The 15,680-nt window shown below is 73.2% G+C and carries 12 protein-coding genes; 4 read left to right on the plus strand and 8 right to left on the minus strand.

Going from position 1 to position 15,680, the window contains the following annotated elements; translation table 11 throughout:
• On the plus strand, positions 1 to 611 hold a 611-nt coding region (locus tag ACWD3D_RS05795; protein WP_451459666.1), incomplete at its 5' end, for a D-arabinono-1,4-lactone oxidase.
• Between the two features lie 136 nt (positions 612 to 747).
• On the plus strand, positions 748 to 1,509 hold the full coding sequence (locus tag ACWD3D_RS05800) for a decaprenylphospho-beta-D-erythro-pentofuranosid-2-ulose 2-reductase (RefSeq protein ID WP_451459667.1): 762 nt from the start codon (positions 748 to 750) through the stop codon (positions 1,507 to 1,509).
• Positions 1,510 to 1,514: 5 nt separating this feature from the next.
• Here ACWD3D_RS05800 and ACWD3D_RS05805 read toward each other — a convergent pair whose 3' ends face one another.
• From ACWD3D_RS05805 to trpS, 3 genes are all read right to left on the minus strand, one after another.
• The gene (locus ACWD3D_RS05805) at positions 1,515 to 2,021 is read right to left on the minus strand and encodes a hypothetical protein (RefSeq protein ID WP_451459668.1); all 507 of its coding nucleotides are present in this window, start codon (positions 2,019 to 2,021) and stop codon (positions 1,515 to 1,517) included.
• 121 nt (positions 2,022 to 2,142) lie between these two features.
• Positions 2,143 to 2,739 (minus strand): 2'-5' RNA ligase family protein, encoded by a 597-nt coding sequence (locus ACWD3D_RS05810; RefSeq protein ID WP_451459669.1) that lies wholly within the window; start codon positions 2,737 to 2,739, stop codon positions 2,143 to 2,145.
• A 134-nt stretch (positions 2,740 to 2,873) separates the two neighbouring features.
• Positions 2,874 to 3,887, minus strand: coding sequence for a tryptophan--tRNA ligase (gene trpS / locus ACWD3D_RS05815; protein ID WP_451459670.1), 1,014 nt, complete (start codon positions 3,885 to 3,887; stop codon positions 2,874 to 2,876).
• Positions 3,888 to 4,220: 333 nt separating this feature from the next.
• Between trpS and rocD the strand changes: the two genes are divergently transcribed.
• A complete protein-coding gene (gene rocD / locus ACWD3D_RS05820) occupies positions 4,221 to 5,429 on the plus strand; it encodes an ornithine--oxo-acid transaminase (protein WP_451459671.1) in 1,209 nt (402 codons plus the stop codon).
• Positions 5,430 to 5,483: 54 nt separating this feature from the next.
• On the opposite strand, the gene ACWD3D_RS05825 is transcribed toward rocD, so the two are convergent.
• Positions 5,484 to 8,057 (minus strand): glycoside hydrolase family 9 protein, encoded by a 2,574-nt coding sequence (locus ACWD3D_RS05825; protein ID WP_451459699.1) that lies wholly within the window; start codon positions 8,055 to 8,057, stop codon positions 5,484 to 5,486.
• A gap of 405 nt (positions 8,058 to 8,462) precedes the next feature.
• On the opposite strand from ACWD3D_RS05825, the gene ACWD3D_RS05830 reads away from it, so the two are divergent.
• Positions 8,463 to 9,806, plus strand: a complete 1,344-nt coding sequence (locus ACWD3D_RS05830; protein WP_451459672.1) for a HEAT repeat domain-containing protein — start codon at positions 8,463 to 8,465, stop codon at positions 9,804 to 9,806.
• Between the two features lie 76 nt (positions 9,807 to 9,882).
• On the opposite strand, the gene ACWD3D_RS05835 is transcribed toward ACWD3D_RS05830, so the two are convergent.
• The 4 genes from ACWD3D_RS05835 to ACWD3D_RS05850 form a co-directional block, all read right to left on the minus strand.
• The gene (locus ACWD3D_RS05835; RefSeq protein ID WP_451459673.1) at positions 9,883 to 11,070 is read right to left on the minus strand and encodes a glutathionylspermidine synthase family protein; all 1,188 of its coding nucleotides are present in this window, start codon (positions 11,068 to 11,070) and stop codon (positions 9,883 to 9,885) included.
• 7 nt (positions 11,071 to 11,077) lie between these two features.
• Positions 11,078 to 11,350 carry a hypothetical protein gene (locus ACWD3D_RS05840; protein ID WP_451459674.1) on the minus strand — a complete coding sequence of 91 codons (273 nt, stop codon included), beginning with the start codon at positions 11,348 to 11,350 and terminating at the stop codon, positions 11,078 to 11,080.
• A 234-nt stretch (positions 11,351 to 11,584) separates the two neighbouring features.
• Positions 11,585 to 14,488 (minus strand): polysaccharide lyase family 8 super-sandwich domain-containing protein, encoded by a 2,904-nt coding sequence (locus ACWD3D_RS05845; protein ID WP_451459675.1) that lies wholly within the window; start codon positions 14,486 to 14,488, stop codon positions 11,585 to 11,587.
• 111 nt (positions 14,489 to 14,599) lie between these two features.
• Complete coding sequence (locus ACWD3D_RS05850) at positions 14,600 to 15,628, minus strand: Gfo/Idh/MocA family protein (RefSeq protein WP_451459676.1); 1,029 nt, start codon at positions 15,626 to 15,628, stop codon at positions 14,600 to 14,602.
• Between the last annotated feature and the right edge of the window lie 52 nt (positions 15,629 to 15,680).

Genomic DNA, 15,680 nt, shown 5'->3' on the forward strand with positions numbered 1-15,680 from the left:
GGGCTCCGCTCGACGCGCCCGCACTGCTGCCGCAGCTGCCGGCGGTGCCCGCCTTCGCGCCGACGAGCCTGCTCGGCCGCACCGCGATGGGGCTGGTCAACGAGGCGCGCCACCGGGCGGGGCCGCGGAAGCGTACGGGCATGCTGCGGAGTTTCGACGCCTTCTTCCGCTCCCCCGACGCCCTGCCCCGGACGCCTGCTCCGGCCGGCCGGAGCGGCTTCGTGCGTTACCAGTTCACGGTCGGCCCCGGCAAGGAGGAGACCCTGCACCGAGTGGTGCGCCGGCTCTCCACCCGGGCCTGCCCGTCCTCGGTCGCGGTGCTCGAACGGTTCGGCGCGGACGGGCCCGGCTGGCTGTCGTTCCCGGCGCCCGGCTGGTGCCTCGCCCTGGACGTACCGGCCGGGCTGCCGGGCATCGGCCGCTTCCTGGACGGGCTGGACGACGAGGTGGCCGCCGCCGGAGGACGGGTCAGCCTGGCACGGGACTCCCGGCTTCGGCCGGAGTCGCTGGCCGCGATGTACCCCCGGGCGGCGGAGTTCCGCGCGCTGCGGGCCCGTACCGACCCGACGGGCGCCTTCCGCTCCGACCTCGCGCGCCGGCTCGGGCTCTGAAGCCCGCCCGGCCCCGGCACCGCACGTCCACCCGACACCGCACGCCCGCCCGAGGCCGCGCGCCCATCCACGGCCGCGCGCCCACCCACGACCGCATCCCGTCCCGGCATCGAGCCCGTCAACCAGGAGTGTTCCCGTGAAGGACGCCTTCGGCGCCCCGCAGTCCCTGCTCGTTCTCGGTGGCACCTCGCAGATCGGGCTGGCCACCGCGCGCCGGCTGATCGCCCTGCGCACCCGGACGGTCCGGCTCGCCGGCCGGCCCTCGGCCGCGCTGGAGTCCGCGGCCGACGAGCTGCGGGAACTGGGCGCCGAGGTCTCCACGGTGGAGTTCGACGCGCTGGACCCGGAGTCGCACGCGTCGGGGCTCGGCAAGGTGTTCGCGGAAGGGGACGTGGACGCGGTGCTGCTGGCCTTCGGCATCGCGGGCGACCAGGCTCGCGACGAGGAGGACCCGGCCGCCGCCGCGCTGGTGGCCCGTACCAACTACGTGGGGGCGGTCTCCGCCGGTCTGGTGTGCGCGGGCGCGCTCCAGGCGCAGGGCCACGGTTCCCTGGTGGTGCTCTCCTCGGTCGCCGCGGAGCGCGCCCGGCGCGAGGACTTCATCTACGGCTCCAGCAAGGCGGGCGTGGACGTGTTCGCGCAGGGCCTCGGCGACGCGCTGTACGGCACCGGGGTGCAGGTGCTGGTGGTGCGCCCGGGGTTCGTGCGGACCGCTCGTACGGCCGGAGCGCGGGAGTCGGCGCTGGACACCACCCCGGAGGAGGTCGCGGAGGCGATCGTCGCGGGGCTGGCGCGGGGCTCGGAGACGGTGTGGGTGCCGGGCGGGCTGCGGGTGGTCATGTCGGCGCTGCGCCATGTGCCGCGCCCGCTCTTCCGCCGGCTCCCCGCCTCGCGCTGAGGGGGTCAATACCCCTGCCTGCGGGACCAGGCGAGCATCCGGGCCGCGCCGATGAGGAAGGTCGCCGACCAGGTCACCACGAAGGCGACCACCACCCAGAGGTTCCCGGTGACCATGCCGGTGCCCAGCAGCACGAACGAGACGACGGCCAGCAGGGCGAACGTCCGGCGGGACCGGATCAGCCGGCCGAGAGGGCCGGGGCCGTGCGGGGTGCCGGTGAGACCGTCCGGGGCCGGGCCGGCGGGGGGTGCCGGTGGCCCCGGAGGATCCGCGGCCAGGGGTTCACGGTCCGGTCCGGCCCCGGGTCGCGTACCGGGAGTCTCATGGCGGGGCCCCCCTTTGCCGGGACCCTCGCGCGGTGGTTTCTCCAGGAGGTCGCGCTCGCCCCCGGCGTTGCGCTCACCTTCGACGTCGCGCCCGAACTGGACGGCGGGATCGTCCGGGAAATCCCGCGCGAGCGAGGCTTCCAGTTGCGCCAGTATCTGGCGTTCACGGCTGGAGAGCGGGACCACGCGGACCACCTCCGCGACAGTGACGAATGACGGAGCGGCGGCATGGGGCCGTTGCTCCTACCTGTGGAAAAATTTTCCCACTCGAACGGCCCACTGTCCCTCCGGCGCCGGAGGCCCCAGGTCAGAGCAGCCCGTGCAGCGAGGGCTCGTCCGCCGAGAACCCGCTCTGCACGGGCAGCGGGGACATGCCGCCGCCCGCGCCGAACGGGAACTCGTTGATCTTGCGCCAGACGCTGTCGGAGCCCTGTTCGTAGAGCGCGAAGGAGGCGCAGGTCCAGGCGGCCTCGTACTCCGCGAGCTCCTCGTACGCCCGGTCCATGGCCGCCTCGTCGATGGAGTGCGCGACGGTGACGTGCGGGTGGTAAGGGAACTGGAGCTCACGTGTCAGCGGTCCCGAGGCGTCCCGGACCCGCTTCTGGAGCCAGGCGCAGGAGGAGGCGCCTTCGACGACCCGGACGTAGACGACGGGCGAGAGCGGGCGGAACGTCCCGGTCCCGCTCAGCCTCATCGGGAAGGGCCGGCAGCCGACGGCGATCCGGGCGAGGTGTGCCTCGGCGGCCGGCACCACTGCCGCCGACGCCTCGGTCGGCGGCAGCAGGGTGATGTGCGTGGGGATGCCGTACGCGGCCGGGTCCCCGAAGCCGGCACGGCGCTGCTGGAGCAGAGTGCCGAAGGGCTCCGGGACCGCGATCGAAACGCCGAGCGTTACGGTCCCCACGTCGTATCTCCTCTGTCGTCGATCGATGATGCCCGATGACCGCGCGCGCCCGGGCGCCGCGGCACCGGCGGTCGCACGGGGCCGTCGCCGCAAGTGTGCCGCGCGATCCCGTGCTCCCGCCAGGGTCCTTCGACTCAGTGCTTGGCGGGCAGGAAGCCCATCCGGTCGTACGCCTGCGCCAGCGTCTCCGCGGCGACCGTCCGGGCCTTCTCCGCGCCCTTGGCCAGCAGCGAGTCCAGCGTCTCCGGGTCGTCCAGGTACTCCTGGGTACGGTCACGGAACGGCGTGACGAACTCCACCATGACTTCGGCGAGATCCGTCTTCAGCGCGCCGTACATCTGGCCCTCGTACTTCTGCTCCAGCGCCTCGACGGTGGTGCCGGTGAGGGTGGAGTAGATGGTCAGGAGGTTGCTGACGCCCGGCTTGTTCTCGGCGTCGTACCGGATCACCGTGTCGGTGTCGGTGACCGCGCTCTTCACCTTCTTGGCCGTGGTCTTCGGGTCGTCCAGGAGGTTGATGAGGCCCTTCGGCGTGGACGCCGACTTGCTCATCTTGATCGACGGGTCCTGGAGGTCGAAGATCTTCGCCGTCTCCTTGAGGATGTACGGCGCCGGGATGGTGAAGGTGTCGCCGAAGCGGCCGTTGAAGCGCTCGGCGAGGTCGCGGGTCAGCTCGATGTGCTGGCGCTGGTCCTCGCCCACCGGGACCTGGTTGGCCTGGTAGAGCAGGATGTCCGCGACCTGGAGGACCGGGTACGTGAAGAGGCCGACGGTCGCCCTGTCGGCGCCCTGCTTGGCGGCCTTGTCCTTGAACTGGGTCATCCGGGACGCCTCGCCGAACCCGGTCAGGCAGTTCATCAGCCAGCCGAGCTGCGCGTGCTCGGGGACGTGGCTCTGCACGAAGAGCGTGCACCGCTCGGGGTCGAGCCCGGCGGCCAGCAGCTGGGCCGCGGCGAGGCGGGTGTTGGCCCGCAGCTCCTTCGGGTCCTGCGGCACGGTGATCGCGTGCAGGTCCACCACCATGTAGAAGGCGTCGTGGGACTCCTGCAACGCCACCCACTGGCGCACCGCGCCCAGGTAGTTGCCGAGGTGGAACGAGCCTGCGGTGGGCTGGATTCCGGAGAGCACGCGAGGTCGGTCAGAGGCCATGTGCCCATTGTCTCAGGTGCGCAACCGATCCCGGGCAGCCGGTACTCGGGAATCCTCGACGGGCCCCGGGGCGGCCCAGTTCAGCGGTGCGCCGGGGTACCGGGGCGGGCGGTGAGAGGAGAAACACGTTGCCGGGGAAGCGCCCGGCGTGCGTGGCGGGGCGGACACGCGGGCGGGGCGGCGCGGGCGCGCGGGCGGGGCGGCGGGTTTCCCGGGCGGTACGGCGACGGAACGATACAAAGTGGGCACGACCTGCCCGCCGCCCCCGATCCCGGGCGTCACCCGCCCGGTCCGCACCGCGTCCGCACGCGCCGCACGACGAACGGAGACCCCGTGTCGACCACGGAGAACACCCTCGCCTCCACCGAGGCCCACAGCGCGCACAACTACCACCCGCTGCCCGTCGTCGTCGCGACGGCGGACGGGGCCTGGATGACCGACGTGGAGGGGCGCCGCTATCTCGACCTGCTGGCCGGGTACTCGGCGCTCAACTTCGGCCACCGCAACCGCAGGCTGATCGACGCGGCGAAGGCACAGCTGGACCGGGTGACGCTCACCTCGCGGGCGTTCCACCACGACCGGTTCGCCGCGTTCTGCACGGAGCTCGCCGAGTTGTGCGGCATGGAGATGGTGCTGCCGATGAACACCGGCGCGGAGGCGGTGGAGACCGCCGTGAAGACGGTGCGCAAGTGGGGGTACACCGTCAAGGGCGTCCCGGACGGCATGGCCAAGATCATCGTGGCGGCGGACAACTTCCACGGCCGCACGACCACGATCGTCAGCTTCTCCACGGACCCGGAGGCACGCGCGGACTACGGGCCGTACACGCCCGGGTTCGAGATCGTGCCGTACGGCGACCTCACCGCGATGCGGGACGCGATGACGGACAACACGGTCGCGGTGCTGCTGGAGCCGATCCAGGGCGAGGCCGGGGTGCTGGTGCCGCCGGAGGGCTATCTCGCCGGGGTCCGGGAGCTGACCCGGGAGCGGAACGTGCTCTTCGTCGCGGACGAGATCCAGTCGGGCCTGGGCCGCACCGGGCGGACCTTCGCCTGCGAGCACGAGGGTGTGGTGCCGGACATGTACGTCCTGGGGAAGGCGCTCGGCGGCGGGGTGGTGCCGGTGTCCGCGGTGGTGTCCTCGGCGGCGGTGCTGGGGGTGTTCCGGCCGGGCGAGCACGGTTCGACGTTCGGCGGCAACCCGCTGGCGTGCGCGGTGGCGCTGGAAGTGATCGCGATGCTGCGCACCGGTGAGTACCAGGAGCGGGCGGCGGAGCTGGGCGCCCATCTCCACCGTGAGCTGGGCCGGCTGGTGGGCGGCGGCACGGTGGAGGCGGTGCGCGGCCGGGGGCTGTGGGCCGGGGTGGACGTCGCCCCGGCGCTGGGCACCGGGCGGGAGATCTCGGAGCGGCTGATGGAGCGGGGCGTCCTGGTGAAGGACACCCACGGCTCCACCATCCGGATCGCGCCCCCGCTGGTGATCGAGCGGGAGGACCTCGACTGGGGGCTCGACCGGCTCCGCGCGGTGCTGAGCGAGAAGTAGGGGGCGGGGGTGCCCGGCCGGGCGGGAACCACCCGGCCGGGCACCCCCTGGGGCCTACGCGGTGGAGCAGGCGTGTCCGCCGAGCTTGAAGACCGACGGGTCGGCCCCGGCCTTCGCGGTGGTGGTGTTGAACCCGAAGTCGGCGGTCGCGCCCGGGGCGAGGTCACGGTTCCAGTCCAGCGGCTTCGCCGTGACCGTACGGCCGCTCTGGGCGAGGTCCGCGCTCCAGGTCTGGCCGATCCGCTGCCCGCCGGGGAAGAGCCAGCTCAGCTGCCAGGCGGGGAGCGGGGCGGTGCCGGTGTTGCGGACCCGCACGGTGACGGTGGAGCCGCCGGTCCAGGCGTGCGAGGTGTAGGTCACCTGGCAGACCCGGTCGGCGCGGTCGGCCGCCGTACGGCCGTCGCCCGCGTCGTCCAGGTAGGAGGCGATGTAGGCGAGCGGCGCGTTCCAGTTGATGGTGACCTCGTTGGTGGCCCAGGAGCCGTTGTCGTCGAGGTAGCACATGGCCGGGGCGCAGCCGCCGAGCTTCTCGGCGGCCACCGGGTCACCGGCGGCGATTGCCGTCGCGTTGGGGCCGCCGGCCACCGTGCCGGGCGGCGGGTGGGGCAGGTCGGGGTTGCTCTGGTGGGCCCAGAACCGGTGGTGCTGGTTCTCGGAGTACCGCTCGCCGTACCCGGTGACGTACGACTGATTGAGCGGGTTGCGGCCGAAGAGGTAGTCGGCGCCGCGCAGGATCGCGTCCTGGTAGGCGGGTTCGCCGGTGAGGTCGTGGGCGACGGCGAGGACGACCATGTTGTTGAGCACCTGGCTGTTGGAGCCCCAGGCGTAGTCCTCGCCGGGCGGGGAGTAGGGCAGCCCGTACGCCTCGGCGCGGGACTGTGCCGCGTAGCGGTCGGCTCCCGCGGTCACGACCGAGCGGACACCGGCGAGTTCGGCGGTGGTCAGGTCGTTGGGGACGGTGGCGAGGGTGAGCACGCCGAGTCCGGCGGTGGAGCCCCAGGAGATGCCGCCGCCGGCGGAGAAGATCCGGTCGGCGTCGCCGTCGAGCGGGGAGGTGAGAAGGGCGGTGCGGTAGGCGGAGTCACCGGTGGTGGTGAAGAGTTCGGCGGCGGCCCAGTAGAACTCGTCGGTCACGTCGTTGTCGCTGTACGTCCCGCCGCCGGTGCCGTCCGCCGGGTCGGCGTACACGGCGGGGTGCGCGGAGGCGGCCTTCCAGGCGGTGGTGGCGGCCCGCAGGCAGCGGTCGGCGAACTCCTGGTCGTACGGGGCGAAGAGGCGGGCGCACTGGGCGCCGGTCGCGGCGAGGTTGAGGGTCGCGGCGGTCGACGGGGCGTGCAGCTCGCGGGGTTGGGGGTCCTGGTCCGGGCGGGTGGGGATGCCGGTCCAGGCGGCGTCGTGCACCTTGTGGTGGACCATGCCCGCGAGCGGTTCACCGGCCGGTACCTGCATGCGGAGCAGGAAGTCCAGCTCCCAGCGGGCCTCGTCGAGGATGTCGGGCACGTCGTTGCCGCGCTCCGGCACGCGCAGGGTGCTGTCGCCGAGTTGGGCACCCTCGGCGTCGGCGGCGGTCAGGGTCCGCTCGTACGTGTCCATCAACTGGGCCACCGCGATACCGCCGTTGACCACGTACTTGCCGTGGTCGCCCGCGTCGTACCAGCCGCCCTGGACGTCCAGGCGGTAGTCGCAGACGCCGGGGACGCAGGGCACGTCGGTGTCGCCCTGGTTGGGCGACGTACCGGCGTGTCCGGCGGGGCGCGCGTACTCCTCGCCGACGAGGTCCGCCTCGATCGGGATGCCGCTGCGGTTGTGGTAGAAGTACGCCAGCGCGTCGGAGCGCAGGGAGTCGTAGAGGTCGGCGCGCACCGAGAACGGCTCGCTGACCTGCCCGTCGACGTCCACGGTGTAGCCGTCGCCGACGGTGGTGAGACCACTGAAGTCGAAGGTGTGGACGCGCTGCCGGGAGGTCGGGTCCTCGCCCGCGGGGACGGTCGCGCCGGTGGCGGCGACGGAACCGTCGGCGGCCTTCACCGTCCAGGTCAGCGGCGCCTCCGCGTCCGTCACCACGGTGCCGCCCTTGGTGCCGTACGGGAGGTAGCCGACCTGGTCGATCCGTACCGGGGAGCCGGTGTCGGGGACGTACACCGGCGGTTCGGCGCCGCCGCGCAGGGAGACGTCGTCGAAGCAGAAGGTGGTGGCCCGCTCGCCGCCGCCGATCTGGAGGGCGACCTGCGCGCCCGGCCGGTCCGCGGTGGCGGTGAACACGTGGGTGACGGTGACCGGTTCGGTGCCGACCGGGTCGGCGGTGGCGAGTTCGGTGGTCCAGGGCTCGACGGCCTCCTGGACGCGGGTCTGCACGGTCAGCGGCACGGTGGAGCTCGCGGCGTAGCTGAGGAGGTACGTCTCCCCGGCTTCGAGGGGGACGTCGTTCTGCCCGACGATCACGTCCCAGGCGTTGGCCGTACCGGCCGGGACGTCGGCGCAGAGGCGCCCGTCGACGACCGTCCCGGAGGTGTTCGCCGTCCACCACCAGGGCGCGGTGCCGGCGGAGAAGCCGCCGTTGGTGATCTGCTCGGCTCCTTCGGCGGGTGCGGGTTCGTCGGCCGCGGCGGCACCGGGTGCGGCAAGCATCGCGGCGAGCAGGGCGACGGCCGTCGCACCGGACAGCCGCGCGAGGGACCGGGCGCCGCGGCGGTGCGGCGGGCGGGGGCGCGAGGTACGGAGGCGTGGGGGTGGGGCGTTCACCGGGACACCTTTCGTCGTGCGTCGGCGGGGTACGGACATGCGGCGCCACCCAGGTTGGGAGCGCTCCCACAGTCGGGGGCCATTCTGGAGCCGGGCCCATCTTTCCGCCAGGGTCATGACAGGACCGACTGTCGGCTGCGGCGCGCATCCGCCCCCTCCGGCGAGCGGGTCGCCCCGCAAGGACAGCCCGTGGACGTCGCGTTGTCACACCCCTGCGCGATCATGGCGGGAGGTGCGGACAGGCCGTACCCAGGCCCTTACCGCCGGCCGACGGGAAGGACGGAGCACTTCATGGACAAGGAACCGTCCGGGGGCCTGGAACCGCCCGGGGTCCTGGTCAAGGACCTGGTGCGCCCGGACCGACGCGGGCCCGCGTCGGAGGAGTTGGCCCGGGGAGGGGCCGTGGCAGCGGAGGCCCTCGTGCGCGCGCTGACGGACCCGTCGTCGCCCGTGACCTGGCGGGAGGCGGCGCCGGTGCTCCGGCGTATCGGGCACCCGGCGTTCGACCGTCTGGCGCGAGAGCTCCTCGACGCACCCACGGCGGAGGCCCGCGAAGAGGTCGGCCACGCGTTCATCCGGTTGGGCGCCGGGGTCGTCGACCGCTACGCCGCCGCACTGTCCCACCCCTCACCCCTCGTCCGCTGCCAGTCGGTACGCGGGATCGGGCTCTGCGCCGACAACGGCCGCACGGCCCTTCCCGCACTGCTTCCCCTGCTCGGCGACACCGATCGCGAGGTCGCCCGTCAGGCGCGGGACACCCTGATGGCGTGCGGCAAGGAGATCGCGGAGGTTCTCGTACCTCTCCTGCTGCGGATACGACGGGAGGGCCCAGGGCGGCAGCGCGCCGGGGCGCTGTCCGTGCTCGCCCGACTCGGCGGCGAGAGCGCGCTGTCCGAGCGCGACGTGGCGGCGATCGAGCGCCTCGTCCGTGTGAAGGCCCCGGACGAGCGGCCCACGGCGCCCTGGACCTGCTGGAACCACTGGATCGCGGTGCCGGGCGGGGACCAGGCGGGAATCATCGAGACGCTCGGCCTCGTCGGTCCGAGGCAGGTGACCTTCGCGCTCGGCAACGACATCGTGGACGCCGACGGCCACGAGGCCGGCCCGGACGACCCGTCCGGTTTCGCCAGGGTCTTCGTCACCCCCGAACTCGACGGCTGGACCTTCGTACTGGGCGCGTGGTGCGACCCCTGCGACGCGGAACGCGCCGAGGACGTCCTGAGGCTCTGCACGCGGCTCAGCGCACGCTTCGGGAGCGCTCAGGCGTACTACTACGGCGCCCAGGGCGACGGCTCGGCCTGGCTCGTCGCCGAACAGGGCTCGGTGGTCCGGCGCTACTGCGAGACCGGAGACGGTGAGAACCATCTGCTGACCCTCGGCGATCCCCTGCCGTTCGAGCGGGCCCACCGGGCGGAACTCGGCCTCCGGCCGGAGTGGGACCCGGCGCTGGAGTCCGACGACGACGCGGACGAGTGGAAGTGGGCCGCGTTCGACCTCGCGCCCGGCATCGCCGAGTCGTTCGGAGCCAGCCCCCTCGCCATCGGCCCGGAAACCGTCACGCGCGGCAGAGGCGTGGTCGCCCTGACTCCGTACGGGGTCGCCCACGGCGTGCCCACGGGCGCCCACCCCGTCTGAGGCCGGCGCCCCGGCACGGCATCGCGCTCCCGGGCCCTCGGGGCCCCGGAACCCCGGAGCCCCGGAGCCCCCGGGGTCAGAGGATCAGGTGCGGCAGGAAGCGGGCGTACTCGTCCGTGACCGGACCGGCCGACTCACGGATGCCGAGGCCCGCCGGCTCGTCGCCGACCACCCAGGCGCCGAGCACCACACGGTTGCCGTCGAAGTCGGGCAGCGGCGCCAGCTCCTGGTAGCAGCAGGGCTCCTCGCGCAGAACCGGCGGGCTGCCGGGGCCGTGCAGTTCGACGCCCGCCCCTTCGCGGCCGAGCAGCGGCTTGGAGACGTACCCGGCGCTGCCGTACCCGGCGAGTTCGCGCGGGCCGTCCAGGTAGGCCGGCAGCAGGTTGGGGTGGCCCGGGTAGAGCTCCCAGAGGATCGCCAGCAGCGCCTTGTTGGAGAGGAGCATCTTCCAGGCGGGCTCGATCCAGCAGGTGGAGCCGGTGCCACCGCCGTTGTCGAGCGTCTCCATGACGTGCGCGCCGAACGCGTCGGTGGTCAGCCACTCCCACGGGTAGAGCTTGAAACAGCTGCGGATGAAGCGGAGCTGCTCGTCGACGAACCGGCCGGTCAGCGAGTCCCAGCCGATGCGTTCGACGGAGAGCGCCTCGGTGTCGATGCCCGCCTGCTGGGCGGTCTCGCGCAGGTACGCGACCGTCATCAGGTCCTCGCCCAGCTCGTCACCGTCCGAGTGCGCGAAGTGCAGGGGCCCGGGCGGCAGGAGCGGGGCCTGCCGCCGCCAGCTCTCGACGAGCCGCTCGTGCAGCGAGTTCCACTGGTCGGCGCCCGGGAAGCGGTCCTCCATCCAGAACCACTGCGCACTGGCGGCCTCCACCAGCGAGGTGGGGGTGTCGGCGTTGTACTCCAGCATCTTCGCGGGGCCCGTACCGTCGTACCGCAGGTCGAACCGCCCGTACACGGAGGGGAGTTCGGCGCGCCGGTGCCAGGACTCGGCGACCAGGCGGGTGAGCCGGGGGTCGGTGATGCCGAGGTCGGCGAAGCGGTCGTACTCCACGATGTGCGCGGCGGCGGCCAGGCACATCGTGTGCAACTCCTCGACGGTCTCCTCCAGCGCCTCGATCTCGGGCAGCGGGAAGACGTAGTACGCGCTCTCGTCCCAGTAGGGGCGCAGCGAGCCGTCCGGGTAGCGGGCGAGCGGGTAGATCACTCCCTGTGCCTCGACGATGCGCTGCCAGTCGGGACGGGGCTCGACGGTGCGGCGTTCCACGGCGGGCTCAGCCGCCGCTGGAGTGGTCGGAGCCGAAGCCGCCGCGGTTGACGGAGGACTTGTCGAAGCTGCCGCCGGAGACCTTGCCGTTCTTGACGGTGCCACCGTAGTAGTAGGTGCCGTGGCCGCCGCTCTTGCACTCGTACTTCGGCAGCGTCTTCTGGGTCACCCGGTCCACACAGCGCTTGTCGGGATCGGATCCGCAGGCGGTGAGGGTCACCGCGAGCAGCCCCATGCCGCCGAGCACCACCGTGCCGGACCGCAGTATGCGCTTGGCCATCTTCCGTACTCCCCCGTCGTGCGGGTGCGCCTCGTGGTGCACCTCGTTCCGCGTAACCGCGTTCCCGCGTTACACGCAGCCAACGGTCAGATTAAATGCCTGGACCATCGGTCTGGAACCGGCGCAAGGTCATGTTCTGGTCACACCGCTCCGGCCGTGCCGGTGGCTCTGACGACGGGACGCCCGTACCGCCGCGTACCCGTATCGCTCCGGGTACGCGGCGGTTCGTCGTGCTCAGCCCAGCGTCACCGTCAGCACCGGCGGATACGCCTTGTTCTCGCGGGAGTTGACGACGACGGCGAGGCCGGGTGCGGCCTGGGCCAGGGCGAGGGAGACGGGACCGGGGGCCGCCGCCGCGACCTGGGCGGTGACGTCGAAGGTGAGCCAGGACGGTACGGCGGTCACCGGGGCGTCCGCGCGGGCGGTGCCGAGGGCGGGGCGGGTGTTCCAGGTGAGGGCGGGTTCGGTCCACGCCGTGTCGGCGACCCCGTACGCGGTCACGACGGCTTCGGTGCCGCCGGAGTCGGAGACGAACCCGTGGACGGAGAGGGTGGCGGAGGCGATCCGGCCGGTGAGCGCCGAGGTGTCGAAGGCGAGGTACGACTGCCGGTTGAAGCCGCTGCCGGTGGCGTTCTTCACCACGAGGGTGGTGGCGGTGGCGTAGGAGGTGTCGGCGTACGCGCCGTCCCGGACGTAGCCGTCCGCGACGGGGGCGAGGGCGGCGCCGGTGACCGTGAAGACGGCCTCGGCGGTGGCCCCGGCGGCGCCCGCCGTGTTCACGGTGAACGCGAGGGTGGGCGAGGCCGTGTCGACGGCGATCCGGGGGTCGGCGCTCACGACCGTGCCGGTGTGGACGAGCCGTACGGTGACCGAGGACGCGGTGTGCGTGGGGTCGGAGACCGCCACCGTCAGGGTGTTCCGGGTGCGGCGCAGGATCACCGAGCAGGGGGCACCGGCCGTGATGCCAGCCGCCGTGCCGGCCGCGAAGAAGTTGGCGGCGACGACTCCGGAGCAGTTCTCCCGGATCGCCTGGACGGCCGGGGTGTTGGCCAGGATCTCCACGGTGGGCTCGGCGGCGCGGGCCGCCGTGCGGGAGGCGGTGGCGCCCGGCAGCAGGACGTAGGCGTACGCGTCGTTCGCCGGGGCGGTGCCGTGGGAGAGGCCGAGGCTGAGGTAGCGCCGGGTGGTGGCGGTGGTGGTGCCGCCGGTGTTGATGTCGTGCCAGGAGCCTGTGCGGTCGGTGCGGGCGGCCCGGACGGTGGCGCCGCCGGGGAAGAGGTAGCCGCCGACCCCGGCGAGGTGCGCCCAGCCGGTGACGTCGAGGGTGGCGGACCAGCCGGCGGTGGACGGCTCGGCGGTGCCGTCGACGGTCAGCTTCGGGGCGGTGCGGGCGCCCGGGGCGCCGAGGTTGCGCTGTTCGACGGTGGTGACGACCTCGGCGCCGCTGCCGCCGGTGATCCCCGCGCCGAGGCAGACGACGGAGTCGTCCAGGCAGAACCAGGACTTCTTCGCGGTGAGGGTCGAGCCGTGGGCCCGGAAGTCGAGGCCGAGGCTGCCGTACGTACCGTCGAGGCTCGCGCCGCCCGCCCAGGTGGCGGCGGGGCGGGTGCCCGTACCGGCCGCGTCGGCGAGGGGCGCGGTGTCCGTGGTGGTGCCGGGCATCCGCTTCGGGTCGGCGGTGGGCCAGAAGTCGTCGGTGAAGTGCCCGGGGTCGTCGGCGAGGTAGAGGTAGGACATGCCGTCGCCGGTGTGCCAGCCGTGCAGATTCTCACCGTTCATCGACTCGTAGCGGGCGATGCGCGTGGAGGAGAGGGCCAGGGCCAGCGCCCAGCCCTTGCCCCGGTGCACGGCCCGGTCCATGTTCGGGAACTGGAGGTGCCCGACCGGTTCGGGGAGGGCCTTCAGGCGGCGGTCGTTCAGGACCGGGGCGGCGAGGGCGACCCCCGCGATGCCGGCGGTGGCGCTGTAGGGGGCGTAGGCCTCGCCCCGGGTGATCCAGCCCTTCGCCAGGCCCTTGAAGCGGGTGGCCTGTTCGGTGGTGGGGGCGGAGAGCGCGGCGCGCAGTACGGCCTGGGCGGTGAGGTTGCCGTCGTAGAAGTCGGTCTCGGCGGCGCGACTGACGGCCCGGCCCCGGACCGCGTCCATGCAGAGGCCGTTCCAGATCCACGGGGCGAACGCGGTGTCCACCGAGGTGTGGATGTGCGCGGCGGCGGGGTCGGTGACCTCGTGCGCGGAGCCGTGCAGCAGCTGGAACAGGTTGGTGAGCCCGCGCAGCAGCACCATGCCGTAGGTGCCGGTGTAGGGGATGTACGAGTGCTGGACGAAAGACCCGTCCGCGTAGAGCCCGTCGTCGGAGGTGACGTACGGGAACACGTCGGAGAGGCCCGCGACGGCGGCGGCGACGCGTTCGTCGCTGCGGCCGAGGATCCCGCGCAGGGCGACGACCTGGCAGAGGTCGACGCGGTTGGCGCCGGTGGAGGTGGTGCGGTCGGCCCCGTACCGGTTCTGGGTGGGGTCGGGTACGAAGTGGTCGATCGCCGCCGTCCAGTCGGCGATCCGGTCCTCGGTGAGCAGGGGGTGGACGAGGATCGCCGCGTTGTTGAGGGCGACGGGGCAGCCGATCTCCCACTCCCACCAGTTGCCGGACTCCACGGCGGTGGCGTTGTACGCCTGGGCGTGCAGGAAGTCGAGTCCGGCCACGATGCCGGCGCCGAGCTCGGCGGAGCCGTACAGGGCGCGCCCGCTGCCGTCGGTGGCGGTGGTGCCCTCGGTGGCGTACGCGGTGGCGAGCGAGGCGAGCGCCTTGTATCCGGCGGTGATGTTGGCGGGGACGGTGAGCGGTTTGCCGGGCCAGAGGGAGTTGCCCTCGGTGTCCGGCGCCATGGTGTTCCACAGGTCGGTCGCGGTGGTCGACAGGACGGCGAGCGCGGGGGCGTAGTCGGCGTCGGTGGCATCGATGTCACCGCCGGTCAGCAGGGTGGCCCAGGTCTCGCGCAGGACGTCGAAGGCGTCGCCGTCGGCTGCCGCCGGGGTGGCGCCGGGCAGCAGCTGGAGGCCGCCCGCGGCGCCGGCCACGGCCAGCGCCAGCGCGGACATGAAGCCGCGGCGGCCGAACGGTGCGGCGGTGATCTCGTGCACTGGATCCTCCTCGGGGGGGCGGAGCTTCGACACGTGCGGTGGTGCGGTGATGTGTTCCGTTCCGGTGGTGCTGGGGGTGCTGGGGGTGCTGCGGGTGCTGGTGCGGGCGGGTCAGACTGCGGGGGCGCCGACCGGGGCCGGGGTCTCGACGCGTTCGCCGGTGGCGCTGGAGCGGTAGACGGCCTCGACGACCTCGACGACGTGCCGCCCGTGGTCCGCCGTGACGGCCGGCGCGCTCTCGCCGCGTACCGCCGCGCGGAACGCGGCCAGCTGCGCGGCGAACGCCCGGGGCACGTCCTGGGACGACTCGGCGGCGAGCACGGAGGGGACGCTGCCGGGCACGTGCTCGGTGTGCAGGGTCGCGCCGGAGCCGCGCGCCACCCGGATCGCGCCGCGCTCGCCGATCAGCAGCAGCTCGTCGCGGGAGGGCAGCCCGGTGCTGGTGACGCCGATGTGACCGACGAGGCCGCCCTCCAGCTCCAGCCGGGCCATCATGTCGGTCTCGATGCCGGGGAGCGCGCCGGCCCGGTGCACGGCGTTGGCGCTGACCGCGCGGACCCGGCGGCCGGCCAGCCAGACGAGCCGGTCCACACAGTGCGTACCTATGTTGACGAAGACACCGCCGCCGGAGACCGCCGGGTCGAAGAACCAGTCGGGCCGGCTGCCCGGCCGGTAGTCGGTGGAACGCCAGTCGCTGACGGCGAGCAGTTCGCCGATGGCACCCGCGTCGAGCGCCGTGCGGGCGGCCACCATCGGGGGCAGGAAGTGCTGGATGTGCCCCACGAAGAGCGTCACCGCGGCGTCCGCGCACGCCTGTTCCATGACCGTGCACTCGGCCGAGTTGGTGGCCATGGGCTTCTCGACCAGGACGTGCAGACCGGCCGCCGCGCTGTCGGTCACGATCGCGGTGTGCAGGGCGTGCGGGGTGTTGACCACGACGGCGTCGACGGTGCCCGAGGCGATCAATGCGCGGTGGTCGGTGAAGACGGCGGCGCCCAGCGGCTCCGCGACCCCGCGCGCGGTCGCTTCCACGAGGTCGCAGACCGCCGTGACACGTACCCCGGAGGTGGTTTCTGCGGCCTGCGCGTGCAGGACGCCGACCGCTCCGGCGCCGATCAGACCGAGCCGTATGTCCGTCACGAGGTGATCTCCCGTTGCTTGGGTGAGGGGGTGGGTGAGGGGAAGGCGGGGG

The sequence above is a fragment of the Streptomyces sp. NPDC002690 genome (assembly GCF_053592415.1).